A 24,828-nucleotide genomic window follows, 5' to 3' on the forward strand; every position below is an offset into this window, starting at 1 on the left:
GGGGTTTAGGGACGTGAAAGCGCGTGTCACCGTCACGTTGAAATCGGGCATTCTCGATCCGCAAGGCAAGGCCATCGAAGGCGCGCTGAAATCGCTCGGCGTCGATGGCGTCGCAAGCGTGCGCCAGGGCAAGGTGTTCGACATCGAGCTCGCGGGTGCCGATCGCGCCAAGGCGGAGGCGGCGCTCAAGGAAGCCGCCGACAAGTTGCTCGCCAATACCGTCATCGAGAATTATGCGATAGAGATGAAGGGCTAGGGGTAGGCAAGATGGCCGACGTCACTGCGGAGCTGATGTTTGAGGTGTTGAAGGCGCTCCAAGCGCGGCTTGCTCAGGTCGACGGCAAAATCGACGAACTGAAGCAGGAAATGCAGGCATCGCGAACATCCCAAAACGGCATCCGCCAGGAAATCACAAGCGTTTTTCAGGAGATTTCGGGCATCCATGCTACTCTGGTTCGGCATGAAGGGCGCCTCGATCGCATAGAGAAGCGCCTCGAACTGAATGAGGCGCCTACTCTATGAAATCCGCCATCCTCGTCTTTCCTGGCATCAATCGCGAGCGCGACATGGCGCGGGCGTTAAAGCTCATCTCGGGTCATGAGCCCGCGATGGTCTGGCACGCGGACACATCGTTGCCGGCCGGCACCGATCTTGTGGTCGTGCCCGGCGGCTTCTCCTATGGCGACTATTTGCGTTGTGGCGCGATCGCGGCGCGTGCGCCGATCATGAACGCGGTGCGCAATTTTGCCGCAAAGGGCGGGCTGGTGCTCGGCGTCTGCAACGGCTTCCAGATTCTCTGCGAAGCGGGGCTGCTGCCGGGCGTGCTGATGCGCAATGCGGGCCTCAAATTCGTTTGCCGCGATGTGCATCTGCGCGTCGAGCGCTCCGATACGCCTTTCACGCGCGGCTACAATGCAGGCCAGGTGATCCGCGTGCCCGTGGCCCATGGCGAGGGCAATTACGAGGCGGACGAGGAGACGCTCAAGCGTCTCGAAGGCGAGGGGCGCGTACTCTACCGCTACTGTTCGCCGGAGGGCGTGGTGGACGACTTCGGCAACATCAATGGTGCCGCCCATTCGATTGCCGGGATCGTCAACGAAACCGGCAATGTGCTCGGCATGATGCCGCATCCGGAAAATCACGTCGAACCCATCATGGGGTGCACCGACGGCCGCGGCCTGTTCGCGGGGCTCGTGGCGCATCTGGACCGGGCGGCCTGAGCGCTCTCGGGCAAGGGCAATTCGGCCCGAACGCCGGCGACGCGCTCGCGCGTTTATTGGCCTTATGACGCAACGCCGCGCCGGCTTCCACGTTATTGCGCTGAACACGAGGGCGGGGGAACGCAAGGAGTTCCTCCATGACGACGAATTGGCTTGCAACAACCGCGATCGTACTTTCAATCGGCGCCGCCACTGGCCTCGCCTTTGCCCAAAGCCAGCCGGACTTCCCGCAAAAGCGCGAGCAAGGCGCGCAAGGGCAGCACCCCTCTGTGTCGCCCAGGGAGAGCGGTCGTTCCGCTGCGGGTGAAGAGCGGCAACCGGGCCGTCAGCAGGCGCAGGAGCGCCAGCAGTCCCGCGAAACCGGGCAGACCGTGGGACAAGGCAGAGAACCGCCGGTTCGCAATGAGCGAGCAGGACAGACCCCGGCGCAGCAAGGCCAGGATCAGCGCAGGGGCCGCGAGGCCCAGCAGACAGCGGAGCCCACGCGCCAGCAGGGGCGCGAGGAACGCGCGAGGCAGGGCAATCGCGCCGCCGAAACGGCAGCGCCCGCCCGAGGCGAACAAGGTCAGCGCGAGCAGCAAACCGGACGCAATCAACGACAACCGGCAGGCGCCAACCAGCAGAGCCAGAACCAGGAGCGGCGAGCCCGTGGCGCCGAGCGCGCAGCCGAGAAGCAGCAGCCCGCGCGCGAGCGCAACGAGCAGGCAGCGCAGCCCGCTCGGCCCGGAACACCGACCGCGCAACAGGGAACGCCGCCCGCGGCTCAGACCACTGGTGAGGCCCGACAGCGCGAGACGACCGGGCAGGCGCAGAACCAGACCACGGAACGCGCCGGCACGGCGCCTACACGTGGCACTGAGCAGCAGCGCACGCAAATCGTCGATAGGCTGCGCAGCGATCGGGAGATCGAACGAGCCCGGTCGGATGTCAACATCCGCGTGAATGTCGGCGAGCGGCTGCCGGAGCGGGTGCAGCCCCGGCCGCTGCCGCCCGACATCGTGAACATCGCGCCCCAATATCGCGGCTACGACTACACCGTGGTTCAGGACGAAGTCGCGATCATCGATCCGCGCAGTCGTGAGATTGTGGATGTCATTCCAGAGCGTGGCTTCACCGCCGAGAACGGCTCGCGGTACGAAGGTACGCGCGTCGTTCTCTCCTCCGAGCAGCGTCAAATATTGAAGCGCACGGCGCTCAGCTCGATGACCGTGGGCTCGACCGCATCGACGAATGCATCGAACACCGCCTGCCTGACACTGCAGCCGGTGCCCGACGAGCTCGTGCGCAGCAACCCCGAACTTGCCGCCTACCGCTATGTCGCGATCGGCGACCAGGTGGTGCTGGTCGACCCGCGCGAGCGGAAAATCGTGCAAGTGATCGACTGACGCCTGCCGCAGCGCCTTCCGATGGCGTGATTGCCACCGGGGCCTGACGTGCCCCGGTGGCCTGAAATTTGCTCCCCATTTGGCGAACGCGATCGCCGGATGGGAGAGACCATGCATATTCGCAAAGCCTGCTGCTTAGCCGCGCTCGCCACCGCCGTATTGGGCTGCCGGTCCGCAAGCGCCGAGACCACGTTGCGCATTGCCATGACCGCGGCCGATATCCCAACCGCAACGGGTTTGCCCAACAACGGTTTCGAGGGCATGCGCTTTCTGGGCTACCCGATCTTTGAAGGCTTGGTGCTCTGGGATCTGACGCGCACGGACCGCCTGGCGAGCTTGCGTCCGGGGCTCGCGGAGAAGTGGGAGCAGGATCCCGAGGACACCAAGACCTGGATCTTCCATTTGCGCCGTGGCGTCAAATTTCACGACGGGACCGATTTCAACGCCGATGCGGTGATCTGGAATCTCGACCGCTATTTCAATTCGAACAGCCGGCAATATGAGCCGCCGAGTTCGGCGATGTCGAAGGCGCGCGTGCCGGTCATGGGCAGCTACAGGAAGCTCGACGATTTTACCGTTGCGATCAGCACCACGCGGCCGGCGTCGTATTTTCCCTACATGCTGGTCTATCTGCTGTTCACCTCACCCGCCTCGTTCGAAAGGGCGGACCACGATTGGGCGAAGGTCGCGACCCTGCCGGCGGCAGGCACGGGGCCGTTCCGCATCACGCGCGTCGTGCCGCGGCAGGAGGCGGATCTCGCGCGCTGGGACCAGTATTGGGACAAGAGCAAGTTGGCGAAGGTCGACAACATCGCGCTGCTGCCGATCCCCGAGGCGAACTCGCGTCTGGCGGCGCTGCGCTCAGGCCAGGTCGACTGGATCGAGGTGCCGCCACCGGACGCGATCGATTCCTTGAAATCGGCGGGCTATGTCATCACCACGGGATCCTATCCGCATGTCTGGCCGTGGTTCTACAACATCGGCGCCACCGACAGCCCATTCAAGGACGTCCGCGTGCGCCAGGCCTTGAACTATTGCATCGATCGCGACGGGCTGGTCGCCCTGCTCAACGGCACCGCCGAGCCTTCCGTCGGCTGGCTCAAGCCGAGCGACCCCGATTTCGGCAACCCCGACAATCGCTACAAATTCGATCCTGCCAGGGGCAAGGCGCTGCTGGCGCAAGCGGGTTACACAGCCGCCAAGCCGCTGTCGTTCAAGGTGATGATCTCGAATTCCGGATCGGGGCAGATGCTGCCATTGCCGATGAACGAATACCTGCAGCAGAACTTGAAAGAGGCCTGTGGCGTCAATGTCGATTTCAACGTCGTCGAATGGCAGGTGCTGCTGACGGCGGCGCGCGCGACGCCCGACAGCCCGAGCCTGCTGGGTTCGATGGCGCTCAACATCTCCTCGCCGTCTTCCGATCCCGGCATCATGGCGCGTTATTTCTCGTCGGCCAATTTCTCGCCGAACGGTTTCAATTTCGAGCAATGGAGGGACGACACGTTCGATCAGGCGCTGAAGACGATCGAGCGCGAGACCGATCCGAAAGTCATCTCGGATGCCTACCGCATCGCGCATGAGCGCCTCGTCGACAATCCGCCATGGCTCTACATCGTCCACGACCTCAATCCGCGCGCGATGAGCCCGAAGGTCAAGGGATTCGTGTCGCCGCAGTCATGGTTCGTCGACCTGACCCTGGTCAGGATGCAATAACGGCGCGAGCCGGGACATGCGACGATCGTCTCGCGCTTATGCTCTCGGCTTCACCCGTTTGATGGTGCCGGAAAAGGTGAACAACAGCCGTTCGGCGGATTTGAGCTCGCCGCGAATGAAGATCAGCGAGCCGCCGGCGCGGCTGACCTTGCCGAAGCATTCGATCAGTTCGCCCTCGCGCGCGGCATCGAGAAACTCGCAGGAGAACGACACGGTGACGCCTGTGCCCTGCAGCACCGGGCTTGCGATCGCAAACAGGCAATAGTCCGCAAAGGACATGAAACAGCCGCCATGGACGTTGCCGGCGCCGTTGAGGTGCTTCTTCTCCACCCGGAACGCACAGCGGACGCGCCCGTCCGCCTCCGTACGGTGCCAGAACGGCCCGGCGTGGGTCTCGTAATTGTCGCGGGTCCAGCGGCGCCAGCCGGCAAACTCGCCCTCGGTCGCAAGCTGCAGATCGGAGCGCTCAAATTGGGCGGAATGGGTGATGTCGTCCAAGGAAACGGGCCTTCAAAAGCGGGGTTCGGGTCCTTAAATCCGATCCCAAAGCAATGCGCAAACCCTTCAGCGCCCAAAACTCTGGACAGCGGGAAAATGCGCCCTAAAAGGCCTTTTCCGGGCACGCCGATCTTTCTAAGAACGCTGCCGGAGCCTGGAATTTTGAGCCGCTCCGGTTTTGGGCTCATCCTGACCTGATCTCCTTCAAAAAGCGGAGGAGCCGATATCATCGCTCCCGCGGGACCCTGACGACATGCGAAGCAATGAACCGCAGATTACCCCCGAACTGGTGGCCGCCCACGGGCTCAAGCCGGACGAGTATGAGCGCATCCTGAAACTGATCGGGCGGGTGCCGACCTTCACCGAACTCGGGATCTTCTCGGCGATGTGGAACGAGCACTGCTCGTACAAGTCCTCGCGCATTCATCTGAGGGGTCTGCCGACCAAGGCGCCCTGGGTGATCCAGGGGCCGGGCGAGAATGCCGGGGTGATCGACATCGGCGATGGTCAGGCGGTGGTGTTCAAGATGGAGAGCCACAACCACCCGAGCTATATCGAGCCCTATCAGGGCGCGACCACCGGCGTGGGCGGCATCTTGCGCGACGTCTTCACCATGGGCGCGCGGCCCATCGCCTGCCTGAACGCGCTGAGTTTCGGCGCGCCGGAGCACCCGAAGACGCGCCATCTGGTCTCCGGCGTGGTTGCCGGTGTCGGCGGCTACGGCAATTCCTTTGGCGTGCCGACCGTGGGCGGGCAGGTGCGCTTCCATACCCGCTATGACGGCAACATCCTGGTCAACGCCATGGCCGTGGGCTTGGCCGATGCCGACAAGATCTTTTATGCGGCTGCTTCCGGCGTGAACATGCCGATCGTCTATCTCGGCTCCAAGACCGGGCGCGACGGTATTCACGGGGCCTCGATGGCGTCGGCCGAGTTCGACGACGACTCCGCGGAAAAGCGCCCGACCGTGCAGGTCGGCGATCCCTTCGCCGAAAAGCTGCTTTTGGAAGCGTGCCTGGAGATCATGGCCAAGGACTGCGTGATCGCGATCCAGGACATGGGCGCGGCCGGGCTGACCTGCTCGGCGGTCGAAATGGGTGCCAAGGGCGATCTCGGCGTCGATCTCGATCTCGATGTCGTGCCGACGCGCGAAACCGGCATGAGCGCCTATGAGATGATGCTCTCGGAAAGCCAGGAGCGCATGCTCATGGTGCTGAAGCCGGAGAAGGAGAAAGAGGCCGAGGCCATCTTTAAGAAATGGGGTCTGGATTTCGCCGTGGTCGGCTACACCACGCCGAGCAAGCGTTTTCGCGTCAAGCATGGCGGCGCCATCATGGCCGACCTGCCGATCAAGGAATTGGGCGACGAGGCGCCGGTCTATGACCGCCCGCATGTCGCCTCGGCGGCGTTGCCGGTGATCGCCGCGCGCGACGTTGCGGCGCCGATGAGCCTTGCAGCCGCGCTGCGGAAGCTGATCGGAACGCCCGAGCTGTGCTCCAAGCGCTGGGTCTGGGAGCAATATGACCACGTCATTCTCGGCAACACCGTGCAGCGCCCCGGCGGAGATGCTGCGGTGGTGCGCGTGCAGGACGGGCCGAAGGGTCTTGCGCTCACCATCGACGTCACGCCGCGCTACTGCGAGGCGGATCCGCATCAAGGCGGCAAGCAGGCTGTGGCCGAAGCCTGGCGCAACATCACCGCCGTCGGCGGGCGGCCGCTTGCGATCACCGACAATCTCAATTTCGGCAATCCGGAGCGCCCCGAGATCATGGGCCAGTTCGTCGGCTGCCTGAAGGGCATTTCCGAAGCCTGCCGCGCGCTGGATTTCCCTGTCGTCTCGGGCAATGTGTCGCTCTACAACGAGACCAACGGCCGCGCCATTCTGCCGACGCCCTCGATCGGCGGCGTCGGGGTGCTCGACGATTTTACCAAATCCGCAACGCTTGCCTTCAAGGCCGAGGGCGAGGCGATCCTGCTGATCGGCGACACCCAGGGCTGGCTCGGGCAATCGGTCTATTTGCGCGACATCTGCGGCCGTGAAGAGGGGGCGCCACCGCCGGTCGATCTGGCGGCCGAGAAGCGCAATGGCGATGTCGTGCGCGGCATGATCCATGCCGGCACGGCGACGGCTGTGCACGACGTCTCCGATGGTGGTCTGTTGATTGCGCTCGCGGAAATGGCAATGGCCGGCGGCATTGGCGCCCGCTTGCTGGCTTCCCCGAGCGCCATCGTTCCGCATGCCTATTGGTTCGGCGAAGACCAGGCGCGGTATATCGTCACCGTGCCGGAGACAGAGGCGGGATTGGTGCTGGCGAAAATGCGCGGCGCCGGCGTGCCTTGCGGCCGCATTGGTAGCACGGGCGGTGACGCGATCGCGATCGCAGGGGAAGAGCCGGTTTCGGTCGCGTCACTCAAGGCGGCATTCGAAGCCTGGTTTCCGGCCTATATGAGCGGCACAGGCAAGCCCTGAAATTGGGCTGAACGCGTCACGACAGATCGGCAACCGCGACAAGCATCGTGAGGCTGAGGGCGGTGGCGATCAAAATGGCGGCTAATCCCATTGCTGTGTCCTTCTCGAGTACGGGTCCTTGGCACACACCTCCCTGCATGCGCGAATGCAGGTTTGATGCCAGGTGAGAAGGTCACCGCTACAGCACGTGGTTGGCGCCGGGGATTTGCCGCAAGCCGGCGCTTGCGGCCCAGCTCAAGAGGACCGTGAGCACAAACACAGCAAGCGCTTTTGCGATGGCCGGAATATCGAAGTCAAACAGCCAATATTGCAGCCAAAGCGCGATCGGATAGTGCACCAGGAACATGCCGTATGCATCCGGCTGCATCGGATCGAGGATACTAAAGCCCGATCGTTTGTATTTGAGAAAGTAGCCCAGAATCACGAACATGATGGCGACGCTGAAGGCGGCGAAGAAGAAGCCGTAGGTCGCTTCGTACCAATCGGGAAGCCGTTCCGGATTGTCCAATATTCCGCGTTTGATGTAGATGAGCCCCCACATCAGGCTATAGGGAATGATCGTAGCGATCATCCAGCGCGGGCAGTTCTTGGCGAGCTTGCCCTCAGCACTCAGCAGCCCGCGATCGAGGTTCGCAAGCCCAATGCCTGCGCCGAAGAAGAAGTACGACGCATAGAGCAGGACGCGGCCGTGCTGGACTGAGAACGGCCCGAACTCGAACCAGCTCCCCGGTCCCCAGTAAACGCGCCCGGGAATATAGAGAATGGCGGTGACGCCAAACATCACCGCGAAGAATTCGGCAGGATGCTCGGCGGCGCGCAGCGACAGGCGGTTGATCGGGTCGAGCAGCGTGGGTGAGAGCCGATGGAGCACGCTTGCGACGACATCGAACGACAGCAGAACCCAGAGAAACCAGACCGGTCCGCTCGGCCATGGTCCGACGATGATGGTTCGCCGCCAGAATTCTGTAAAACTCAGCTCCGGCGATTGCCGCAGCGAGATCGCGTAATAGGCGATCGGGATGATCGTGAACGCGCAGATCACGAACGGCAGGCCAAGCCGGGTCAGGCGATCGCTCAAATAGTTCAGCGCCCCTTTGCGGGCGAGGCCCGGCCACACAAACAGCCCCGACAGGAAGAAGAACATCGCCATGAAGAAACTGTCGGTGGCGAGAACGATCATGTCGAAGCCGATCCACGACTTGGGATCGGTGTGGCCGAAATAGGTATAGGGAATCACGGAGTGGTGGAGCAGCACCACGAGCGTGAGGAAGGTGCGAGCACGATCAAGCGCGGCGTTGCGCGCTTTTGTCCGTGGCACCGCCTGAACGTCTGCGGGGGCCGTCGAATGGGTAATCGAGGTCACAATACGCCCCGGGGCATTGGCCTGTTCTGCGATGTTGCCGCTGGGAACCCGATTCAGCAAGCGCCAATTGCCGGGAGGCGTCGGCGTGAATCTCACGTTGCCGTCAACGGCTGGCGCAAAGAGCAGGCCGGTTGCAGGAACCTTCGTATATCGGCGGAAGTTAGCTCATCTAGGTTACGAACGCTGCGACGTGCGCTGGAGGACGAGCCGTGACACTGCTGAGATGGGCGCTGCTGTTCTTCTTGATTTCCATTGTGGCTGGCCTTCTCGGCTTCACCGGTATATCGGCCGCTTCCGCTGATGTCGCGCGCATTCTATTCTACATCTTTGTCGTGATCTTCCTGGTGTTGTTGATATTGGGGCTCACGATATTCAGGGCATAGGAATTCCGGACATTTGTATCGTCCCGTCATCCCCGCGCGGTGCGAAGCGTCGAAGTCGGAATCTCGCGGCCCCAGCCCTGACGCGTCGGCCGGAACGACTGAGGTCAACTGGCCACTTCCTCGATCTTCACCTTGTCCGGATAGAAGGCAAGATGTCCGGAAATTTCGGCCATCGCCGGGAAGGGCGTCTCATACGTCCAGATCGAATTCTCCAGCACATTGCCGTCGGCAACGATGCTGAAATAGCTCGCGTCGCCCTTGTAGGGGCAATGCGTCACCCGGTCGGTGCGTTTGAGCAGATCCATCCGGGCATCCTCGCGCGGCACATATTGCACAGCGGGATATTTCGCCTCTTTCAGCGTCAGCGCGTGGGTGGTCTCGGCGATCACGGTGTTGCCGACTGACACACGGACCCGCTTGGGGTTCGGCGTGATGGTGATGGGATGGTCGGGACCGGGGAGTTTCATGGTTTTCAAGCCTTTCTGGTCGGCCCTCTTCTGCTTAGCCTGTTGCGACGGCAAGACGCGGCTTCTTGCGGCTTTGTAATGGTTGGACGCACAAATATAGTGCCACACTACGTGACCTTGAAGGGCGTTCACGCTAAATTGGGCTGGCTGGAGTAGCGACGCCCGGCCCGATTCGAACGCCGGAAAAAGAAAGCGCCGCGAAACGAAAAGGAGCCAGACTGGGATGCCGATGGACGCCCGCGATATCGAATCGATGATCAAGGCAGCGATCCCCGATGCCGATGTGACGATCCGCGATCTTGCCGGTGATGGTGACCACTACGCCGCGACCGTGATCTCCGAATCCTTCCGCGGCAAGTCGCGCGTCCAGCAGCATCAGATCGTGTATCAATCGCTGCGCGGCCAAATGGGGAGCATGCTGCACGCGCTGGCCCTGCAGACCGGGGTGCCGGAAGGCTAGAGCCGCGGTCTCTTGACCGGCAGGGGAGTGCCATGGCCAGCGAGAAATCCCGCGGCACGATGTTCCGCGCGCTGGTGCCGAACCAGCACAGCCGCGTCACTTACGCCGAGCTTCTGTTCGACCTGGTCTTCGTCTTTGCCGTCACGCAGGTCTCGCATTATCTCCTTGCCCGCTTCACCCTGCTCGGAGCGGTCCAGACCACGCTGCTCTTTCTCGCGGTCTGGTGGGTCTGGGTCTACACCGCCTGGGTTACGAACTGGCTCAATCCGGAGCTGACGCCGGTTCGCATTCTGCTGTTTCTCCTGATGCTCGGCGGACTTGTCCTGTCGACCTCGATTCCGCACGCGTTTGAGACGCGCGGCCTGTGGTTTGCAGTCGCGTATGCGGCGATGCAGGTCGGCCGCGCCGTTTTTTTTGTGGCCGTCGCCTCGCCCTCGAACGTGGGTGTGCACCGGAACGGAATCCGCATTTTGAGCTGGCTCAGCGCTGCCGGCGTCTTCTGGATAATTGGCGGGCTGGCCGATGGCGAGCAGCGCCTTGCGCTGTGGATGCTGGCGCTCGCGATCGAGTACGTCTCACCGGTCGTCCGGTTCTGGATCCCGATCTATGGCGCATCTTCCATTCAAGACTGGTATGTCGAAGGCGGCCACATGGCCGAGCGCTGCGCCGGCTTCATCATCATCGCGCTCGGCGAATCCGTCGTCGTGACCGGCGCGACCTTTGCCGAACTGAACTGGACGACGACCACTGTCCTCGCGTTTGTCTCGGCCTTTGCCAGCAGCATCGTGATGTGGTGGATCTATTTCCACAAGGGCGCCGAGGCCGGCTCCGAACTGATCTCGAAATCCAGCGATCCCGGACGGCTGGCGCGCTCAGCCTACACCTATCTGCACATGCCGATTGTCGCCGGTATCATCCTGTCCGCGGTCGCCGACGATCTCGTATTGGCGCATCCGGACGGCACATCCGACCTGAAGACGGCGATTTGCGCGATCGGCGGCCCCTTGCTGTTTCTTCTGGGCACCATTCTATTCAAGCACAATATCCGAGGCTGGCTGCAGCTCTCGCACATCGTCGGCATTCTCGCGCTCGCCGTGTTGTTCTTTCTTGCGCGCGAGCTGTCCCCGCTGATGCTGTCAGCGGTCACCACGGCCATCCTAGTCGCGGTTGCCGTTTGGGAGTCGCTCTCACTGCGGTCGGGATCGAAAACTCAGCCTTCGGCCAGTAGCGCGTGAACCGAGAACATCTTGGCCTCGTCCGTCCAGGAGTGGCAGACCTGCCAGCCGGAACCCCGCGCCAGCGCCGCAAAGCGCTCGATGCTGTATTTGTAGCTGTTCTCGGTGTGAATGCTTTCGCCCGGACGGAATGAGAAGCTGGTGCCGAGAAAACGCACGATTTGCGCCTTCTTGGCGATCAAATGCATCTCGATGCGATGTTGCTCGCGGTTATAGATCGCGCGGTGGGTAAAGGCCGACAGATCGAAATTGCCACCGAGTTCGCGGTTGATCCGCACCAGCACATTGAGATTGAAGCGCGCTGTGACGCCGGCTGCATCGTTATAGGCGTTACAGAGCACGCGCTCGTCCTTCTCGAGGTCGACGCCGATGACCATCCGCGCCCCGCTGCCTAAAATCTGCGCCGCGCTGCGCAGGAACCGGCAGGCTTCGTGCGGCTCGAAGTTGCCGATGGTTGAGCCGGGGAAAAAGCCGACCTTCGGCATGGCGGCGATCGCCTCCGGCAATTTGAAGGTTCCGGTAAAGTCCGCCGCGACCGGATAGACCGCGAGCGATGGAAAGTCCTTGCGCAAACCGGCGGCCTGAGCGTTGAGAAATTCGCCGGAAATGTCGACGGGCACATAGGCGCTCACCGCGCAGCTCTGCAGCAGGCGACGTACCTTTGTGGTTGAGCCGGCGCCGAATTCGACCAAGGCCGCGCCTTCGGGCACGAAGGCGGCGATGTCGCTCGCGCGATCCCTCAAGATCGATAGCTCGGTTCGGGTTGGATAATATTCCGGCAGGCGCGTGATCGCCTCGAACAGCTCCGAGCCGGTCGCGTCGTAGAAATATTTCGGCGAGAGATGTTTGCGCTGCTGCGACAGACCCTCGATGGCACCGCGCGCAAATGCGCAGGTCTGTTCATCGGGAAGATGCGCGTCGGCCAAAGCGGCGGCATGCACATTCATGATACTCTCCAGAACGCGCTATCCCGCGCGGTTGATCTCGTTTCAGGGCAACGCCTTTAGACGGCGTAGTCGGCAAGGCGCAGTCCGGAAAATTGCCAGCGGTGGTGCGGATAGAAGAAGTTGCGGTAGGTGGTACGACTGTGACGCGCCGGGGTTGCAAGCGAAGAGCCGCGCAGCACGAGCTGATTGACCATGAACTTGCCGTTGTACTCCCCGAGCGCACCTTCAGCCGCGCGATAGCCCGGATAGGGCGAATAGGCGCTGCGCGTCCATTGCCAGACGATCCCAAAGGCGTCGTTGAGCTGGCCCGCACGTGCGGCGACCTCCCATTCCATTTCGGTTGGCAGGTGCCTTCCGCTCCAGCGCGCAAATGCATCGGCCTCGTAATAGCTGACGTGGCAGACCGGCGCGGCTGGATCGACCGGCTTCAGGCCTGCGAGCGTCATGACATGCCATTGCCCGTCGATTTCGCGCCAATAGAGCGGCGCCTGCCACGCTTCGTTGCTGGCCGCCGCAAACCCGTCCATCAACCACAGCGTCGCGTCGGAATAGCCGCCGTCCTGCATGAAGGCGAGCCATTCGGCATTGGTGATGAGATTGCGGGCCAGTTTGACCGGCCCGACGAGGGCGCGGTGGGCTGGTTTCTCGTTGTCGAAATGGAAGCTGTCGTCGCTGTGTCCGATCGTGTAGATTCCCTCATTGAGCGTGACCCAGTCCTCGCTATTCGGCGCCGAGGCGGGAAACTGCCAGTGCGGCTCATAGGCGGGCAGGATCGGGTTCTGTGCGAAGGCGTGCAGGATGTCGGTCAGCATCAATTCCTGATGCTGCTGTTCGTGGTTGAGGCCGACCTCCACCAGCGGCGCGACGCGGTTGAGCACCTCCTCGCTTGCCGATTGGAAGAATTCCGCCACGGCCGCGTCGACGTAGCGCCGATAGGCGGTGATTTCGTCCGCGCAGGGGCGGGTCAGGTCACCGCGACGATGCCGTGCATGCCGGGGACCAGCGCTGACATAATAGGAATTGAACAAGAAGGCGTAGTCAGGGTGGAAAGGGCGGTAGCCCGGACAGTGCTCACTCAGAAGAAATTGCTCGAAGAACCAGGTCGTATGGGCGCGGTGCCATTTTGCGGGGCTCGCGTCCGGCATTGACTGGATGAGCTGGTCCTCCGCACTCAAGGGCGCCGCGCGCCGCTCGGTCTCGTTGCGGACCGCCAAATAGGCTTCCACCAGATCCTGGGCGAGCGTGCCGGGATTGGAGAAGAGTGACGGGCTTGTGATGGAAAGCGTGGCCGCGGCGGATGTCGGTTTCGTCACAGGAATCTCCGGTGGCAAAGAGAACGCCGGTCCCAAGGACAGGTTCCAAACGGGCAGTTCGTCCTAGATAGGGGTTCCGTTTCGGGAAAAAAGCCTCCCGACGCCATGATATTGGTATCGTCAGGCTACGGACCTCACCGGGACGGCCCAATTGTCCCCGACGGCGCAAATAATCTTCGCCAATTTACTTTGGCTAACCAACGGTTTGCGCTACATATAGGGTAGTGTCGGGTGATATGGCCCCAAAAGGGAAGCAAGATGAGCATCGAGCAATTTATCGATCAAGAAGTGAAGTCGAACGACGTCGTGCTGTTCATGAAGGGCACGCCGCAGTTTCCGCAGTGCGGTTTTTCCGGCCAAGTGGTGCAGATCCTAGATCATCTCGGCGTCGGCTATAAGGGCCTCAACGTTCTCGAATCCGCTGAACTGCGGAATGGCATCAAGGTCTATTCCAACTGGCCGACCATCCCTCAGCTCTATGTGAAGGGCGAGTTTGTTGGCGGCTGCGACATCGTCCGCGAGATGTTCCAGGCCGGTGAATTGCAGCAGTTGTTCTCCGATAAGGGCATCCCGGTCAACGCGCCGGCCGCCTGAACATGTTCACGCGCCAATTCGCTGGCGCGCAGTTGGAAGTCATCGTCGCTGACATCACGACCCTCAGCGTCGATGCTATTGTCAACGCCGCCAATACCACTCTCCTCGGTGGTGGTGGCGTTGACGGCGCGATCCACCGCGCAGCGGGAGCTCAACTCCTGGCCGAGTGCCGTAAGCTTGGCGGCTGCTCCACGGGCGATGCGAAGATCACCAAGGGATATCGGTTGCCCGCGCGGCATGTGATCCACGCCGTTGGACCGGTCTGGCGTGGCGGCAGAGGGGGCGAAGAGGAAGCCCTGGCGTCGTGCTATCGCCGCGCAATCGAGTTGTGCGCCGCGGGCCGGCTAACCTCGGTGGCCTTTCCGGCCATTTCTACCGGCGTCTATCGCTTTCCAGCCGACCGGGCCGCGGACATCGCGGTGAAAACGACATCGGAGGCGCTGGCCGCGGCGCCATCGCTTGCCCGCGTCATTTTCTGCTGCTTCTCCGAGCCAAGTGCGCGCCTACATGCAGTCGCTTTGGCTAGCCTAAAGGACGCTTGTGCCAGTCAAGGCCGCCATTAAACTCCCCCCAAAAGCCACGGGGAGGAAGCATGAGCTCGCATCGTGTGCTGCGGTCGCTCGCCTGCGCCATATTGTTTGCGATTGTGGGATGGTCGGCGCACGCCGAAGGCACGTTCGACATCCCGGCCGGTGCGCATTTCAATAAGCAGAAGCTTGAGCGTGTCGGTGATTACCTGCGCGACCAGGTGGCGCAGGGCAAGATTCCGGGCGCGATCCTCCTGATCCAGCAGCACGGGGTGCCGGTCTATCACCAGTTCTTCGGCGTCCGCGACGTCGTGACCGGGGCGCCGATGACCGACGACACCATCTTCCGCCTGTTTTCGATGACGAAGCCGATCACCAGCGTGGTCGCGATGATGCTGATCGATGAGGGCAAACTCTCGCTCGACGACCCCGTTGCGAAATACATCCCGTCCTTCGCCAAGGTCCAAGTCGGCGTCGAGCGAAAGAACGAGGATGGGACGAAGGCGCTCGACCTGGTGCCGCCAAACCGCCCGCCGACCGTTTTCGACCTGATGACCCAGACCTCCGGCATCACCTATGGCTTTTATGGCGACAGCCTCGTGCGCAAGGCCTACGCCGCCGCCGACATCTATGCCGGCGACTTTGACAACGCCGAGTTCGCCGAGCGCATCGCAAAGCTGCCGCTGGCCAACCAGCCGGGCGCGCTCTGGCAGTACGGCCATTCCACCGACATTCTCGGTCGGATCATGGAGATCGTCAGCGGGAAATCGCTGCTCGGCGTCGAGCGTGAGAAATTGCTGGATCCGCTCGGCATGAATGATACCGGTTTTTACGTGACGGACCCCGCCAAGCGCGCACTGATCGCCAAGGCCATGCCGAGCGACAGTGATTTCCGCGTCGGCTTTGAAAGCTATGCCGACAAGCCGATGAAATGGGAGTCCGGCGGTGGCGGCATGGTCTCCACCATGCACGACATGGCGCGCTTCGCGCAGATGGTGCTCGACGGCGGAAAATTCGGCGGCAAGCAATATCTCAGCCCCAAAGCCTACGCGCAGATGACCACGGACCATGTCGGCCCGGGCTCGGGCGTGGAACGCGACTACTATTATTTCCCGGGTGATGGTTTTGGCTTTGGGCTGGGTTTCGGCGTGCGCACCGATGCCGGCCATGCCAAGCCGCCGCCGCCCGGTTCGCTCGGCGAACTGAAATGGGACGGGGCCAGCGGCTGTTATTTTGTGGTTGACCGCAAACAGGACATGTTCTTCGTGCTGTTGGAGCAGACACCCTCGGAGCGCCAGAAGATCCAGCCCACCGTAAAGAAATTGATCTATGAAGCCATGGAGAATTGAGAAGTTTATGGTCGCCAGGTGGGTGGGGTTCGCGCTCGTCGTCGGGCTTGCTGCAGCGGGGGCGAGCGCCGCGGTTGCGGACATCACGGCCTCGGCCGCGGCAAGCTTTTCGCAAGCGGGCCTCGATCAGATCAGCAACTATATGCGCCGCGAGATCGCGACCGGAAAAATACCGGGCGCCATGCTGTTGATCCAGCAGCATGGCAAGCCCGTGTATTACCAAAAGTTCGGCTTGCGCGATGTTCCGGCCAAGCTGCCGATGACGGACGACACCATCTTCCGCCTCTACTCCATGTCGAAGCCGATCACGGCGGTGGCGGCGATGATGCTGGTCGACGACGGCAAGCTTTCGCTCGACGATCCCGTCGCAAAGTATATTCCGGCCTTTGCCGACGTGAAGGTCGGGGTCGAAAAGCGCGATGAAAGCGGCAAGCAGGCGCTCATCCTGGAGCCGCTCCAGCGCCCGATCACGGTCCTGGACCTGCTGCGGCAGACCTCTGGCCTCACTTACGGGTTTTACGGCGAGGGCGCCGTGCGAAAGCTCTACGCCCACTCCGACCTCTACAGCGGCGAGTTCGATAATGCAGAGTTCGCCGCGCGCCTGGCGAAGCTGCCGCTGGTCGAGCAGCCCGGCAGGGTCTGGGACTATGGCCATTCCATCGACGTGCTCGGCCGGGTCATCGAGGTGGTCTCGGGGAAATCGCTGTTCGAGTTCGAGAAGGAGCGGCTGCTGGATCCCTTGGGCATGACCGACACCGCATTCTACGTTGCGGATGAGACGAAGCGGCCATTGATCGCCCAATTCATGCCGAACGATCTGTTGCCCTCGATCGCCGGCATCAAGGATCCGACGGAGCACAGCCGCTGGGAATCCGGCGGCGCCGGCATGGTCGGGACGCTGGGCGACTACGCACGCTTCGCGCAGATGCTTCTGAACGGCGGGACGTTGGACGGGAAGCGCTATCTGAAGCCGGAGACGGTGGCGCTGATGACGTCCGACCACATCGGCCCCGGCAGCGGGATTGCGTACACTTATCTCTATTTCCTGGGCACCCATAGCGGATATGGCCTGGGCCTCGCCGTGATCACATCGCCGCCGCCCCATAACCGCTGGCAGGCCGGTGAATATGGCTGGGATGGCGTCGCCGGCACGTTCTTCTACGTCGATCCCAAAGACGATCTGTTCGTGCTCTGCATGATGCAGACGCCATCGCACCGCGGGGAGATCGAGACCGAATTGCCGATCTTGATCGGTCGCGCGATGCGGCACTAAAGCGCGATGAAATTGAGTTGAATCGTCATCGGCTTTGGCTTCTTGATTGAGCATGATCTTTTCAGAAAACCGCTACGCACTTTTCCGGATCATGCTCTGGGCTCTGGTCTAGCCGCCCCTGACGATCTCCCGCACGTGACCGACGGTCTCCTCGACCATCGCGGCGGTGACATCGAGATGGGTGCAGGCGCGGATGCGGCCGTCCATCATCGCTAGCAGGACGCCGCGCTTGCGCAACTCGGCCACCATTTGATCGCCTGGGATGCCGGCGCCATCAGGGGTGAAGAACACCAGATTGGTCTCGGGCTCTTGCACCTTCAGGCCGGCAATCTGTGACAGTCCGCGCGCCAGCGCCCGCGCATTGGCGTGGTCCTCGGCAAGGCGGTCGACATGATGGTCCAGCGCGAAAACGCAGGCGGCGGCGCAAATGCCGGCCTGACGCATGGAGCCGCCGAGCCGCTGCTTCCAGCGCCAGACCTCGTCGATGAAGGCGCGCGAGCCCGCAAGCACGCCGCCGATCGGCGCACCCAGGCCCTTGGAGAAGTCGATCCAGGCGGAGTCCCAGCCCTCGGCCATATCGCGGGCCGAGATGCCCGTGGCCACACAGGCGTTCAGAAGGCGAGCGCCGTCCATGTGGGTGGCAAGGCCAGCGCCCTTGGCGATCCGCACGACCTCGTCCAGCACGCCCTTTTTCCAGATCGTGCCGCCGCCGATATTGGCGGTCTGCTCGACGCTCAGAAGCGTCTGCGGCGGCTGGTAGCGGCTGCGCGGATGCAGCGCCTTGCGCAGCGTATCGGGGGAGAATTGTCCCTCCGCGCCCGGCAGCGGCGTGATCTGGAAGCCGCCGAGCGCCGCATGCGCACCGCCTTCGCGCGCGATCAGATGTGCGCTCTCATGCGCCAGGATCTCATCGCCCGGCCGGCAATGCACGAGCGTCGCGGCAACATTGCACATGGTGCCGGAGGGCATGAACACCGCGGCCTCCTTGCCCAGGAGGTCGGCGACACGCTCGCACAGCAGATTGACCGTCGGATCGTCGCCGATCTGCTCGTCGCCGACCTCGGCGCGCGCCATGGCTTCGCGCATTGCGGGCGTCGGGCGCGTCTGGGTGTCGGACAAAAGATTGACGCGGACCGGCGGCGCGGCGGGATCGCGCGGGGGAGGGGTGTAGAGCATAAAAAGCCTCGTCTCTCACCACTTGAACAAAAGGCCCCGGCAGAACCGGGGCCTTCGATGTCGTAAGCCAGCGCGACCGATCAGCGCGAATAGAATTCGACGATCAGGTGCGGCTCCATCTGCACCGGGAACGGCACGTCGGCGAGCCCGGGTACGCGGACGAACTTCGCGGTCATCTTGGAGTGATCGACGTCGAGATAGTCGGGCACGTCGCGCTCGGGGAGCTGGCTCGCCTCGAGCACCAGCGCGAGCTGCTTGGAGGCTTCCTTGACCTCGACGACGTCGCCGACCTTGAGCTGATAGCTCGCAATGTTGACGCGGCGGCCGTTCACCTTGATGTGGCCGTGATTGATGAACTGGCGCGCGGCGAAGATGGTCGGCACGAACTTGGCGCGATAGACCAGGGCATCGAGACGGCGCTCGAGCAGCCCGATCAGGTTCTCGCCGGTGTCGCCCTTGAGACGGCTGGCCTCGACATAGATGCCATGGAACTGCCGCTCGCTGATATTGGCGTAATAGCCCTTCAGCTTCTGCTTGGCGCGAAGCTGCACGCCGAAGTCGGAGAGCTTGCCCTTGCGGCGCTGGCCGTGCTGGCCGGGGCCGTATTCACGTCGGTTGACGGGGCTCTTCGGGCGGCCCCAGATGTTCTGGCCCATACGGCGATCGATCTTGTACTTCGCCTCACTGCGCTTACTCATCGCGTCCTCTTTAGCTCGGCCCCGTCGCAGGACGGCGGCCGGTGTAGGTGGTTGAAGTTTGAGGAAACGCGCCCTCCTGTGCGCCGGGCATGCCCGGCACCGACAGATCCACCCCTTAAGCCTAAGAGGTCGACCACGGGTCGCGAAACGCTTCGCGGGCCGAAATCGGCCCGCGAGCAGAGGGCTTTTAGGGGGAAATCGGGTTCTTTGTCAACGGATTCCGCCGTCATTCCGGGGCGGTCTGAAAGACCGAGCCGGGAACCTCGAGATCCCGGGTTCGGTGCTGCGCACTGCCCCGGAATGACGGCCAACAGCCTCATTTCGCTACCGCCCGCACCGGCTTGCCCTCCGCCTGCCGGCTGCCGCGCAGTTCGGCTGATATTTCGCCGTTCAGCACCTGTTCCAGGCGCGTCATGGTCTTGGCGATCGGGGCGGCATCGGTGACCCGGTGATCCCAGCGGATGACGACCTCGATGGCGTGGTCGGGCCGCACCAAGCCGTAGCTCAGGACGAACGGACCGGGGCCGATGGCGTGGAGCTCGCCGCCGCCCGACGCCGCCGCCGAGGTCACGCCGTAATTGCCGAAATTGGTGGCGTGCCAGCGCCCGGTCCGCCCCGCGAGCCACCAGCCCAGCCGGCGCAGCGGCTGCGGCACGCCGCACATCCTCTTGATCCGCCGGAACGACCCGACCTCGTCGAGCGGCGCGTGCTTGGCGCGCCGGAGCTGGGCGTCGATCTCCGCAAGCGGCATGTCGTCGCCGCCCAGGACCCGCTCCATCAGGATGCATTCTTCGCCGTCCTCGACGCGCGCGATCGCCACCATCGCCGCGCAGCGGGGCAGCTCGTAGAAATGCGGCCGCGGCCAATGGGCGTAGAGCGTGCGCAGGATCGGCTCATCGCGGGCCACGAGCGCAAAGGCCTTGACGAAGATCGCGGCCCAGCCGGGCGGCCGGGCCACGCCCGCGCGCGCCGCGATCAACTGCCGCACATCGAGCGGGCGCGACAGCGACACGAAGGGCACCTCCATGGACGCACGCATCAGATCAATGACGAAGCGGCGCGGCAGTGAGATCTTTCGAGTAGTTCCCCGCATTCCCCAAAGCTCAGGTTACAAAGGCTCAGCTTGCACCGGAAGCATCCCAGCCCACGGGCCAGTGGTCTAGCACGAACCGCCCTGCATGGACGCCCGCTTTGTGGCCAGGACTGGGCGAATGCCGGTTTTTTCCGCAGGCGCAACGACAAGAAAGCGTGTCAGCGCTTGATGCCGGCAAAACTCGCGGCGATGCCGCGCTGGAACAGCGACCAGTCGAACCCCAGGGCGAGCGCGACATAGCCGCGCGCGATCATCGCGTTGGCCTGTTCGGCGCTGGGTGCCACACCGCCGATCGGCACGCCACTTTTCAAGATGCCTTCCTCAGCGCGCGCGATCAGCAGCATCACTTCGGGATCATCGACCAGGCCGCGCTTCTGAATCGAGGTGGCGAGGTCCCCGGGCCCGATCACGGCGATATCGATGCCGGGCGTCGCCATGATCTCGTCGATGTTCTTGACGGCCTCGACGTGCTCGATGGTGATCATGCAGATCATGTCGTCATCGGCGGTCGCCATGTAGTCGGCCATCGACACGCCCCAGCGGAACGGCGCGTGAAACGGTCCCCACAGCCGCTCGCCACGCGGCGGATAGCGCAGGGCGCGGACGGCCTTTTCCGCATCAGTGCGATTGAGGATCATCGGAAAGTTGATGCCGAGCGCGCCGATATCCATCGGCGCTTTCGCAAGCCAGGGCTCGTTGGACGCAATCCGCGCGAAGGGCACGCAAGGCGTGCCCGATGTCGCCGTGATCATCGCATGCGCTGCATTCAAATCGATCGGTCCGTGCTCGAGATCGACGATGATCCAGTCGAGCCCCGAGCGCGCCATGATCTGCACGGTCTGAATTGAGGGAATGGTGGCGATGGCGCCAAAGGTCGGGCGCCCCTCGCGCCACTCCTTGCGCAGGCGATTGAGGGGAGTGGGCGTGTCGGGCATCGCCATCGCTTGCTCCTGCGGATCAGGCGGGAACGCGGCCGCCAAAGAAAGGCATCAGCGCGCGGCTCAGATTGTGCGGCCGCTTCGAGGTGAAGATCAGCTCGGCGTCGGCCTCGTCGGCCTCGCCACGGTGCGTGCTCAGGAGATCGCACACCCGGCGCGCGATCGCCGGCGCCGGGTCGATCCAGTCGACCTTCCATGGCGCGAGTTGCACCAGGCGATCGAGCAGGAGCGGGTAGTGCGTGCAGGCGAGCACGACGGTGTCGGTGCGCGCGTCCGGATCACCGATATCGGCGACGAAGCAGGGCGCGATCTCGGCCGCGATCGCGGCATCGCTGACGTCGCCACCGCTCAGCGCGGCTTCCGCGAGCGCAGCCAGTTCGGGCGAGCCGACCAGCGTCACCTCGCAGCCGCCAGCGAAATCGCGGATCAGCGCGCGGGTATATTCGCGCTGCACGGTACCCTTGGTGCCGAGCACCGAGACGCGCTTACTCTTCGACTTCGCGCAGGCCGGCTTGATCGCGGGCACCGTTCCCACGAACGGCACGGAATAAGCGGCACGCAGATGCGACATCACGAGCGTCGAGGCGGTGTTGCAGGCGATCACCACGAGATCGGGCGCGTGCCGCGCGATCAGTTCGCCGATCAGCGGCACCACACGGCCGATGATCTCGTCCTCGCTGTGTTGGCCGTAGGGAAAGAAGGCGTCGTCGGCGACATAGACGTAGCGCGGATCGGGGCGTGCCGTCACGATCTCGCGCAGCACCGTGAGGCCGCCGAGGCCGGAGTCGAAGACGAGGATGGTGGGACGAATTGGCACGGCTAAATTCTATGGGTAAGAAGTTATTAATCGGTTGTTTTCCTGGCAGACGTAACCTCGCCGTCATTCCGGGGCGCCTCAAAGAGGCGAACCCGGAATCTCGAGATTCTCGGGTGCGGAATTGCGCACCATAGTTCGATGCGGAGCCTGTCATCCGGCCGCGCTTCGCGGACCGGGTGGCATGGCCCCGGAATGACCAAGACACGAATAGGCATTCTCGCGACGGATTGCGTCCGAGTTGTGTTGCGATCCTTGTCCCTCCAAAGTCAGAGGGCGCAGGGAAGGCCGGGTGTCCGCCGCACCCATGGCCCCGTGTGCGGCAGATGCGCTAAGAAATGCACACGGGAGCAACCACAGGTAAGGCGGGGTCACACCGGCCTTCCCTGCGCAGTGGTTTACGGCTTACTCCGCGCTCTCCCCGGTGAGCCAGACTTTGTTGTCACCGTCATCAGCGCGATGCCCTTGCATCGTCGCTGATTTAGCGCCAGCCTTGGGGCGCCAGGACCACACGACTTCGCCGTCCGCGAAAGAAGCCGTTCGTCAGACGGCACCAACGCGTCCACCGCATCGCCGGCCCAACGTATGTGACGATCGCGATACGTCCCTCTGGCGGGCCGGGATGGCGATGAGTAACCATCAATTTCGGGAAAAACGAAAGGGAAAAATTTCTGCCTGAACGACTGGACTGCCCGAATCGACTTGAAGCGCCTCACGAAATTAGATTTTGCGCGCATCGATTTTCGCGGGTCTGCGCACCCCGGAGCAGCGCGGCCGAAGCAGAAATCGAACGCGTTTGCCAGCGAGGCGCGAATCAGAACGCAGCGCCCTGGGTGAAATGCGCAAGGCGGGCTATTTGGCGCAGACAAGCCGTGATCTCGATAGCTGTCACCTGACGAACGTCTGCTTAGTTTAGAGAGCGGCGCAGGAACAGACGTTCCGGAAAGGTCCTTCAGGGCCCACCACCGGACATTCACTATGTTCGGGCTTTCGCGATGAGCCGATTGCTTTCCGATCGCTTGAGATGGACCAAATCAGTATCGTTGGTCTGAGGGTTACATCACAACTGGCAGGCAGAAATACGATGAGCCGCAAACCAGCTATCATACGCGACGTTCCGGCTGATGCTCCTTCGATGAAGAAGGCGGTCGGTCAAAGGCTCGCCAAGCAATATGCCGCAAATCCTAATGTGGCGAAATACTCGTTCGTTCTTAAATTCCCAGACGGGGTCGTCACGGGACGTGCGGTGTCCCATGCGTTAGGGAAACTTCCAGCGCCGCATGGCCCGACCTTGCTCGCGGGGATTCACTTTACAGTCGAAGCAATGAGCGCCGCTAAGGCGGACGGATGTGATGTGATCGCCGTTCACGAGTACTTTTGGACCGATGCAACCTACGCAGCTATTCGCCAGAGCATCTAACGCCAGCCTGAAGCGGTTTTACTTTTTTGGTAGCATCCCCAAGACGAACCATTGGGCCGGAAAGAGGGGAAAGAACAGCGCTCCCCAGAGGAACCAAGTGCGCTTTGACCGGCCTCTCTCGGCCGCGAAGTTCGCGGTTACGCGGCCGCACCAAAACATCAGCCCGATAACGACTAAGCAAGACATAATCGAAGCGAGCATGGGTGGCTCCTGCCGATAACGCTCTTGACCATACAGGATTGACTTCGCGGCTGCGATAGGACGGTCTGTGACGATTTCGTGTTCGGGCGTCGGACATCCGCGCGACCGTCCTTGCCCGATCAGCCATGTCGGAGTTGGGTCAAGAGCCGTAGTACTCGGGACCAGCAAATCACGTCGGCTTCGCCCCACAAGGCCGAAGGGAAGCGGGGTTCACAATGGGCCGGATGCAAAACGGCGAGCCGAGCCCGTCAACATGACAGCCTCGCCGCAGGCGCAGGTTTGGGCGCTACGTCCGACCACACTACCTTTCCACTTCGACGACGTATCTCTGCGCGACCTTGACTGCCTTGTCACGCTGGGGCGCAAGTTCGGCCCATGCTTTCGACTTGTAGAAGGCCACAGCGTCGTCCAAGCTATCCCATTCGACGATGCCCACACTCTTGGGGGCTGGTCCGCCCTCTATTTGAACAACCCGTCCGGCCGCGGTGCGTAAGGCGCGACCATGGGCCGTTTCTATTGCCTTGCGAGCGGCTGGCAGGTATGCCGCTAGGGCTGAAGCGTCGAGAACTTCGCTCTCGCTGACAGAGTAGGCTTTCGGCTTAGCTCCTTGAGCGTGGAGACCCTGAACCGCTACTGCTCCAATCGCGATGCCGGCGAGCATTGCCATTGCGATTCCAAAATTGGATTTCATGGCAGTCCTCCAATTGTGCAAAACCGGTTGAAAAGACGACGGCCAGACGTTGTCCCCTGTCGTATGTCGCGCTGCCAAATCGAAGGTTCAGGAACGAAGGCCCGTTTTCCAGGGACTGCCAATGCGTCCTTGTGGACGGAACTCAGCGAGCGGAAACAACGCATGACCCCCCGCTACGGAGCGGCACGACAAACAGCGAAAGACGGCTCTCGATCATTCGCGTCGATTTTGCTGGCGCCGGCCATACCGGCTTTACCCCTGAGAGGCGGCGTCGAGCCAATTGTCGCAGCGGTCGAGACGGGCCCAAGAGCAGGCGTTGGGCTCTGAAATGCAGGTCGAGTTCGGCCCTGCTATCCATGTCCTGCGTTCGCGCGCCATGCGCGGGCTTTCGCTGTCGTCTCTGCGACGAACATGTCCTTGCCGGTCCGATAGGCTTCGATGTCGTCTTTCGCCGAAGCAGCAAGGGCTCGCTTGATGTCGGCGTAGGCGCGGGCTGCCTCGGGATGCGCGCGCAGGTAATCGCGAAACACCAGGAGCGCGTCCCAGCGAGGACAAGATGGCTCCATCAAATGCACATGGTGAGTCGCCTGTCCTGGA

At 62.7% G+C, this 24,828-nt stretch carries 27 protein-coding genes; 14 read left to right on the forward strand and 13 right to left on the reverse strand.

The genetic code is table 11. The features are described 5' to 3' along the window. Positions 1–13: 13 nt before the first annotated feature. The 3 genes from purS to purQ are packed head-to-tail and all read left to right on the forward strand — an operon-like array spanning position 14 to position 1,220. A complete protein-coding gene (purS, locus tag P6U23_RS13770) occupies positions 14–256 on the forward strand; it encodes a phosphoribosylformylglycinamidine synthase subunit PurS (protein ID WP_407180284.1) in 243 nt (80 codons plus the stop codon). 11 nt (positions 257–267) lie between these two features. After that, complete coding sequence (locus P6U23_RS13775; protein WP_407180285.1) at positions 268–522, forward strand: hypothetical protein; 255 nt, start codon at positions 268–270, stop codon at positions 520–522. Continuing rightward, entirely contained in the window at positions 519–1,220 is a 702-nt protein-coding gene (gene purQ / locus P6U23_RS13780) for a phosphoribosylformylglycinamidine synthase subunit PurQ (protein WP_407180286.1), read from the forward strand. Before P6U23_RS13775 ends, purQ begins: the two co-directional genes overlap by 4 nt. A gap of 176 nt (positions 1,221–1,396) precedes the next feature. On the opposite strand, the gene P6U23_RS13785 is transcribed toward purQ, so the two are convergent. Continuing rightward, a complete protein-coding gene (locus P6U23_RS13785) occupies positions 1,397–2,095 on the reverse strand; it encodes a hypothetical protein (RefSeq protein WP_407180287.1) in 699 nt (232 codons plus the stop codon). A 63-nt stretch (positions 2,096–2,158) separates the two neighbouring features. Between P6U23_RS13785 and P6U23_RS13790 the strand changes: the two genes are divergently transcribed. Beyond that, the gene (locus tag P6U23_RS13790) at positions 2,159–2,605 is read left to right on the forward strand and encodes a DUF1236 domain-containing protein (protein WP_407180288.1); all 447 of its coding nucleotides are present in this window, start codon (positions 2,159–2,161) and stop codon (positions 2,603–2,605) included. A gap of 111 nt (positions 2,606–2,716) precedes the next feature. Beyond that, a complete protein-coding gene (locus tag P6U23_RS13795) occupies positions 2,717–4,321 on the forward strand; it encodes an ABC transporter substrate-binding protein (protein ID WP_407180289.1) in 1,605 nt (534 codons plus the stop codon). Between the two features lie 36 nt (positions 4,322–4,357). Here the strand turns inward: P6U23_RS13795 and P6U23_RS13800 are convergent, their stop codons facing one another. Beyond that, complete coding sequence (locus P6U23_RS13800) at positions 4,358–4,819, reverse strand: PaaI family thioesterase (RefSeq protein WP_407180290.1); 462 nt, start codon at positions 4,817–4,819, stop codon at positions 4,358–4,360. 253 nt (positions 4,820–5,072) lie between these two features. Between P6U23_RS13800 and purL the strand changes: the two genes are divergently transcribed. Then, positions 5,073–7,289 carry a phosphoribosylformylglycinamidine synthase subunit PurL gene (purL, locus tag P6U23_RS13805; protein ID WP_407180291.1) on the forward strand — a complete coding sequence of 739 codons (2,217 nt, stop codon included), beginning with the start codon at positions 5,073–5,075 and terminating at the stop codon, positions 7,287–7,289. A 178-nt stretch (positions 7,290–7,467) separates the two neighbouring features. Here purL and P6U23_RS13810 read toward each other — a convergent pair whose 3' ends face one another. Continuing rightward, positions 7,468–8,655 (reverse strand): acyltransferase family protein, encoded by a 1,188-nt coding sequence (locus tag P6U23_RS13810; RefSeq protein ID WP_407181446.1) that lies wholly within the window; start codon positions 8,653–8,655, stop codon positions 7,468–7,470. A 206-nt stretch (positions 8,656–8,861) separates the two neighbouring features. On the opposite strand from P6U23_RS13810, the gene P6U23_RS13815 reads away from it, so the two are divergent. Further along, complete coding sequence (locus tag P6U23_RS13815) at positions 8,862–9,035, forward strand: DUF1328 domain-containing protein (RefSeq protein ID WP_407180292.1); 174 nt, start codon at positions 8,862–8,864, stop codon at positions 9,033–9,035. Between the two features lie 104 nt (positions 9,036–9,139). Here P6U23_RS13815 and P6U23_RS13820 read toward each other — a convergent pair whose 3' ends face one another. Further along, positions 9,140–9,502 carry a DUF427 domain-containing protein gene (locus P6U23_RS13820; RefSeq protein ID WP_407180293.1) on the reverse strand — a complete coding sequence of 121 codons (363 nt, stop codon included), beginning with the start codon at positions 9,500–9,502 and terminating at the stop codon, positions 9,140–9,142. Positions 9,503–9,725: 223 nt separating this feature from the next. On the opposite strand from P6U23_RS13820, the gene P6U23_RS13825 reads away from it, so the two are divergent. Both P6U23_RS13825 and P6U23_RS13830 read left to right on the forward strand, forming a co-directional pair. Then, positions 9,726–9,962, forward strand: coding sequence for a BolA family protein (locus P6U23_RS13825; protein WP_407180294.1), 237 nt, complete (start codon positions 9,726–9,728; stop codon positions 9,960–9,962). 32 nt (positions 9,963–9,994) lie between these two features. Continuing rightward, positions 9,995–11,197 (forward strand): low temperature requirement protein A, encoded by a 1,203-nt coding sequence (locus tag P6U23_RS13830; RefSeq protein ID WP_407180295.1) that lies wholly within the window; start codon positions 9,995–9,997, stop codon positions 11,195–11,197. On the opposite strand, the gene egtD is transcribed toward P6U23_RS13830, so the two are convergent. Together egtD and egtB are read right to left on the reverse strand one after the other, a co-directional pair. Beyond that, positions 11,173–12,144 (reverse strand): L-histidine N(alpha)-methyltransferase, encoded by a 972-nt coding sequence (gene egtD, locus P6U23_RS13835; RefSeq protein ID WP_407180296.1) that lies wholly within the window; start codon positions 12,142–12,144, stop codon positions 11,173–11,175. The genes P6U23_RS13830 and egtD overlap by 25 nt on opposite strands. A gap of 56 nt (positions 12,145–12,200) precedes the next feature. Continuing rightward, positions 12,201–13,457: an ergothioneine biosynthesis protein EgtB gene (egtB, locus tag P6U23_RS13840; RefSeq protein ID WP_407180297.1), complete on the reverse strand. Its 1,257-nt coding sequence runs from the start codon at positions 13,455–13,457 to the stop codon at positions 12,201–12,203. Between the two features lie 258 nt (positions 13,458–13,715). Here egtB and grxD point away from each other — a divergent pair, with 258 nt between their 5' ends. The 4 genes from grxD to P6U23_RS13860 are packed head-to-tail and all read left to right on the forward strand — an operon-like array spanning position 13,716 to position 17,200. After that, positions 13,716–14,051, forward strand: a complete 336-nt coding sequence (gene grxD, locus P6U23_RS13845) for a Grx4 family monothiol glutaredoxin (RefSeq protein ID WP_407180298.1) — start codon at positions 13,716–13,718, stop codon at positions 14,049–14,051. Positions 14,052–14,053: 2 nt separating this feature from the next. Further along, positions 14,054–14,614, forward strand: coding sequence for an O-acetyl-ADP-ribose deacetylase (locus P6U23_RS13850; protein ID WP_407180299.1), 561 nt, complete (start codon positions 14,054–14,056; stop codon positions 14,612–14,614). A 29-nt stretch (positions 14,615–14,643) separates the two neighbouring features. Then, positions 14,644–15,927 carry a serine hydrolase domain-containing protein gene (locus tag P6U23_RS13855; protein WP_407180300.1) on the forward strand — a complete coding sequence of 428 codons (1,284 nt, stop codon included), beginning with the start codon at positions 14,644–14,646 and terminating at the stop codon, positions 15,925–15,927. Positions 15,928–15,934: 7 nt separating this feature from the next. After that, a complete protein-coding gene (locus P6U23_RS13860; RefSeq protein ID WP_407180301.1) occupies positions 15,935–17,200 on the forward strand; it encodes a serine hydrolase domain-containing protein in 1,266 nt (421 codons plus the stop codon). Between the two features lie 108 nt (positions 17,201–17,308). On the opposite strand, the gene P6U23_RS13865 is transcribed toward P6U23_RS13860, so the two are convergent. From P6U23_RS13865 to murI, 5 genes are all read right to left on the reverse strand, one after another. Further along, positions 17,309–18,376, reverse strand: coding sequence for a threonine aldolase family protein (locus P6U23_RS13865; RefSeq protein ID WP_407180302.1), 1,068 nt, complete (start codon positions 18,374–18,376; stop codon positions 17,309–17,311). A gap of 80 nt (positions 18,377–18,456) precedes the next feature. Beyond that, positions 18,457–19,074 carry a 30S ribosomal protein S4 gene (gene rpsD / locus P6U23_RS13870; protein WP_407180303.1) on the reverse strand — a complete coding sequence of 206 codons (618 nt, stop codon included), beginning with the start codon at positions 19,072–19,074 and terminating at the stop codon, positions 18,457–18,459. Between the two features lie 316 nt (positions 19,075–19,390). Beyond that, a complete protein-coding gene (locus tag P6U23_RS13875; RefSeq protein WP_407180304.1) occupies positions 19,391–20,167 on the reverse strand; it encodes an acyltransferase in 777 nt (258 codons plus the stop codon). 158 nt (positions 20,168–20,325) lie between these two features. Continuing rightward, positions 20,326–21,102, reverse strand: coding sequence for an HpcH/HpaI aldolase family protein (locus tag P6U23_RS13880; protein ID WP_407181447.1), 777 nt, complete (start codon positions 21,100–21,102; stop codon positions 20,326–20,328). Between the two features lie 22 nt (positions 21,103–21,124). Continuing rightward, positions 21,125–21,922, reverse strand: coding sequence for a glutamate racemase (murI, locus tag P6U23_RS13885; RefSeq protein WP_407180305.1), 798 nt, complete (start codon positions 21,920–21,922; stop codon positions 21,125–21,127). A 1,021-nt stretch (positions 21,923–22,943) separates the two neighbouring features. Between murI and P6U23_RS13890 the strand changes: the two genes are divergently transcribed. Continuing rightward, on the forward strand, positions 22,944–23,339 hold the full coding sequence (locus tag P6U23_RS13890) for a hypothetical protein (RefSeq protein WP_407180306.1): 396 nt from the start codon (positions 22,944–22,946) through the stop codon (positions 23,337–23,339). A 502-nt stretch (positions 23,340–23,841) separates the two neighbouring features. Here P6U23_RS13890 and P6U23_RS13895 read toward each other — a convergent pair. Then, on the reverse strand, positions 23,842–24,231 hold the full coding sequence (locus P6U23_RS13895) for a DUF1330 domain-containing protein (RefSeq protein WP_407180307.1): 390 nt from the start codon (positions 24,229–24,231) through the stop codon (positions 23,842–23,844). Between the two features lie 350 nt (positions 24,232–24,581). Next, positions 24,582–24,797 carry a GrpB family protein gene (locus tag P6U23_RS13900; RefSeq protein ID WP_407180308.1) on the reverse strand — a complete coding sequence of 72 codons (216 nt, stop codon included), beginning with the start codon at positions 24,795–24,797 and terminating at the stop codon, positions 24,582–24,584. Positions 24,798–24,828 lie beyond the last annotated feature (31 nt).

The sequence above is a fragment of the Bradyrhizobium sp. STM 3562 genome (genome assembly GCF_045571435.1).
Lineage (GTDB): Bacteria > Pseudomonadota > Alphaproteobacteria > Rhizobiales > Xanthobacteraceae > Bradyrhizobium.

What these genes read in the sequence shown, in the direction of transcription:
- P6U23_RS13895 (WP_407180307.1), bottom strand. Translation starts at nt 24,231, where the DNA reads ATGAAATCCAATTTTGGAATCGCAATGGCAATGCTCGCCGGCATCGCG.
- rpsD (WP_407180303.1), bottom strand. Translation starts at nt 19,074, where the DNA reads ATGAGTAAGCGCAGTGAGGCGAAGTACAAGATCGATCGCCGTATGGGC.
- purL (WP_407180291.1), top strand. Translation starts at nt 5,073, where the DNA reads ATGCGAAGCAATGAACCGCAGATTACCCCCGAACTGGTGGCCGCCCAC.
- P6U23_RS13865 (WP_407180302.1), bottom strand. Translation starts at nt 18,376, where the DNA reads ATGCTCTACACCCCTCCCCCGCGCGATCCCGCCGCGCCGCCGGTCCGC.
- P6U23_RS13860 (WP_407180301.1), top strand. Translation starts at nt 15,935, where the DNA reads ATGGTCGCCAGGTGGGTGGGGTTCGCGCTCGTCGTCGGGCTTGCTGCA.
- P6U23_RS13825 (WP_407180294.1), top strand. Translation starts at nt 9,726, where the DNA reads ATGCCGATGGACGCCCGCGATATCGAATCGATGATCAAGGCAGCGATC.
- grxD (WP_407180298.1), top strand. Translation starts at nt 13,716, where the DNA reads ATGAGCATCGAGCAATTTATCGATCAAGAAGTGAAGTCGAACGACGTC.
- P6U23_RS13875 (WP_407180304.1), bottom strand. Translation starts at nt 20,167, where the DNA reads ATGCGGGGAACTACTCGAAAGATCTCACTGCCGCGCCGCTTCGTCATT.
- purQ (WP_407180286.1), top strand. Translation starts at nt 519, where the DNA reads ATGAAATCCGCCATCCTCGTCTTTCCTGGCATCAATCGCGAGCGCGAC.
- P6U23_RS13820 (WP_407180293.1), bottom strand. Translation starts at nt 9,502, where the DNA reads ATGAAACTCCCCGGTCCCGACCATCCCATCACCATCACGCCGAACCCC.
- P6U23_RS13775 (WP_407180285.1), top strand. Translation starts at nt 268, where the DNA reads ATGGCCGACGTCACTGCGGAGCTGATGTTTGAGGTGTTGAAGGCGCTC.
- egtD (WP_407180296.1), bottom strand. Translation starts at nt 12,144, where the DNA reads ATGAATGTGCATGCCGCCGCTTTGGCCGACGCGCATCTTCCCGATGAA.
- P6U23_RS13855 (WP_407180300.1), top strand. Translation starts at nt 14,644, where the DNA reads ATGAGCTCGCATCGTGTGCTGCGGTCGCTCGCCTGCGCCATATTGTTT.
- P6U23_RS13880 (WP_407181447.1), bottom strand. Translation starts at nt 21,102, where the DNA reads ATGCCCGACACGCCCACTCCCCTCAATCGCCTGCGCAAGGAGTGGCGC.
- P6U23_RS13830 (WP_407180295.1), top strand. Translation starts at nt 9,995, where the DNA reads ATGGCCAGCGAGAAATCCCGCGGCACGATGTTCCGCGCGCTGGTGCCG.
- P6U23_RS13890 (WP_407180306.1), top strand. Translation starts at nt 22,944, where the DNA reads ATGGACCAAATCAGTATCGTTGGTCTGAGGGTTACATCACAACTGGCA.
- P6U23_RS13850 (WP_407180299.1), top strand. Translation starts at nt 14,054, where the DNA reads ATGTTCACGCGCCAATTCGCTGGCGCGCAGTTGGAAGTCATCGTCGCT.
- P6U23_RS13900 (WP_407180308.1), bottom strand. Translation starts at nt 24,797, where the DNA reads ATGGAGCCATCTTGTCCTCGCTGGGACGCGCTCCTGGTGTTTCGCGAT.
- P6U23_RS13795 (WP_407180289.1), top strand. Translation starts at nt 2,717, where the DNA reads ATGCATATTCGCAAAGCCTGCTGCTTAGCCGCGCTCGCCACCGCCGTA.